This window comes from Halorubrum tibetense, from assembly GCF_042661865.1.
Lineage (GTDB): Archaea > Halobacteriota > Halobacteria > Halobacteriales > Haloferacaceae > Halorubrum > Halorubrum tibetense.
In genome coordinates this window covers 1-2165 of sequence record NZ_JBHSWW010000352.1, presented here as the reverse complement: position 1 = coordinate 2165, position 2165 = coordinate 1, and the positions used below count along the sequence as shown (strand labels likewise).

Below are 2165 nucleotides of genomic sequence, written 5' to 3'. Positions count from 1 at the left end.
TCTCGACGCGCCGCCCCGGCAGCGCGTCCCGGATCGCGGGCGCGGTCGCCGCGACCGCGTCGAACACCGCCTCGACGACGGGGTCACTGCCGTCGGTGTCGCCGTGTGAACCGTCCGACATCGGTTACTCGCCCGCTCCGGTCTCGGCCATCGCTTCCTCGGTCGAGGCTCCCTCGAAGACGACGAGCTCCAAGGCGTCCAGGATCTCGATCGGGTTGTCGCGCTGGAACACGTTCCGGCCGACCGCAAGCCCCTTCGCGCCCGCGTTCATCGACTCCTCGACGGTTCGGAGGAACGACTCGTCGTTCGTCTTCGAGCCGCCGGACATCACGACCCTCGTCCGCGCGGACATCCGGACCGTCTCCGCCATCGCCTCGGGGGATCCCGGATACTTCACCTTCGCGATGTCCGCGCCGAGCTCGTGAGCGATCCGGGCGGCGTAGGCGATCGTCCGGTCGTCGGTCTCGTTGCGAACGCCCTGTCCGCGCGGGTACGCCCACATGACGACGCCTAGGTCGTGTTCGCGCGAGCTCTCTTGGACCTCGCGGAACTCCTCGGCCATCCCGATCTCGTTGTTCGCGCCGCCGTACAGCGTGAACCCGACGGCGTCCGCGCCGAGCCCGGCGGCGTACTCCGGCGTACAGTTCACCGGGGTGTCGGGTTCGCCCATCCAGAGGTTCGAGGTGCCGTTCACCTTCACGACGAGCGCCGTGTCGTCCGCGTAGTCGGGGTAGTACGCCTCCGCGAGCCCCTTCTGTACGGCGATCGCCGTCACCGCGTCGTGGGTCGCGAGCTCGAACACCCGCTCGGGGTCTGCGGTGTCGGGGTTCGGGTCGAAGTCGACGGGCCCGTGCTCTAATCCGTGGTCGTACGCGAGGATCAACGACTTTCCGTCCCGCGAGATCGCGTCGGTGGCGTGGGGAAGCATCGACTACTACTCCACTCACACGAGCAAAAAAGCGTGGGGTCGGTTTCTCCCGATCGTTCGTCGGTAAACGGCTGGTTACGGCCTGAACCCCCCGCTGCCGGCGTCGATAACGAAAAATAATTTACTACAACTGATGTTATCTTTCATGCCGCGCTTCGCAATACTTACCACCGCCGGCCCGGCAGCGACGCACATGCGCGAGCTATCCGACGTCGAAACGGTTGGCGTGGTCGGTGCGGGAACGATGGGCAACGGGATCGCTCAGGTCGCGGCGACCGCCGGCTACGACGTGGTGATGCGCGACATCGAGTCGACGTACGTCGAGAACGGGCTCGAACAGGTCCGATCGAGCCTCGACCGGCTGAACGCGAAGGACGCGCTCCCCGCGGACCCCGAGACGATCCGGTCGCGGATCACGGGGACGACCGACCTCGACGACCTCGCGTCCGCCGATGTGGTCGTCGAGGCGGCGGTCGAGGACATGGAAGTCAAGAAAGGGATCTTCGCCGACCTCGACGCGGTCGTCGACGAGGGGGTCGTCCTCGCGACCAACACCTCGACGCTGTCGGTGACGGAGATCGCGAGCGCCACCGACCGCGCGGGCGCGGTCGTGGGGCTCCACTTCATGAACCCGGTTCCGGTGATGGACGGCGTCGAGGTCGTCGTGGGCGAGCGCACGGCCGACGCCGCCGTCGACTTCGCGCACGGTTTCGCCGAGGCGCTTGGCAAGGAGACTTGGGAGTCCGACGACAAACCCGGCTTCGTCACCAACCGGATCCTGATGCCGTGGATAAACGAGGGCGTCCGCGCGTACGACGAGGGCGTCGCGAGCAAACGCGACATCGACCGCGGAATGAAACTCGGCACCAACGTCCCCATGGGGCCCCTCGAGCTCGCCGACCACATCGGACTCGATGTCGTCCTCGACGCCAGCGAAACCCTCCACGAGGAGCTCGGCGACCGGTACCAGCCCGCGTATCTCGTGAAACGGAAGGTCGCGGCCGGCGACCTCGGGAAGAAGACCGGTGAAGGGTTTTATCAGTACGACTGAGTCCGCGGCGGATCCCCTCGGTGTCGTTTCCGTCGGAGCGCCCGTCCCGTCGGGAAACGTCTAAGCCGCTCGCCCCCCGGGTTCGGGTATGCAACCGATCTCCATACGCGGTCCCGACGCCGACGCGCTCGCCGGGGCACTCGTCGCCCGTCTCGACGGGCGGGTCGCGGTCGTCCGCGCGGACGA

2 protein-coding genes and 1 pseudogene are annotated in these 2165 nt (G+C 67.3%); 1 reads left to right on the top strand and 2 read right to left on the bottom strand.

Annotation, left to right across the window (positions count from 1 at the left end):
* Both ACFQEU_RS14900 and ACFQEU_RS14895 read right to left on the bottom strand, forming a co-directional pair.
* A pseudogene (locus ACFQEU_RS14900) lies at positions 1-121 on the bottom strand (class 1 fructose-bisphosphatase); the annotation flags it as partial.
* 3 nt (positions 122-124) lie between these two features.
* Positions 125-928: a class I fructose-bisphosphate aldolase gene (locus ACFQEU_RS14895; protein ID WP_379783430.1), complete on the bottom strand. Its 804-nt coding sequence runs from the start codon at positions 926-928 to the stop codon at positions 125-127.
* Between the two features lie 193 nt (positions 929-1121).
* On the opposite strand from ACFQEU_RS14895, the gene ACFQEU_RS14890 reads away from it, so the two are divergent.
* Complete coding sequence (locus ACFQEU_RS14890) at positions 1122-1979, top strand: 3-hydroxyacyl-CoA dehydrogenase family protein (protein ID WP_379783428.1); 858 nt, start codon at positions 1122-1124, stop codon at positions 1977-1979.
* Positions 1980-2165: the final 186 nt, after the last annotated feature.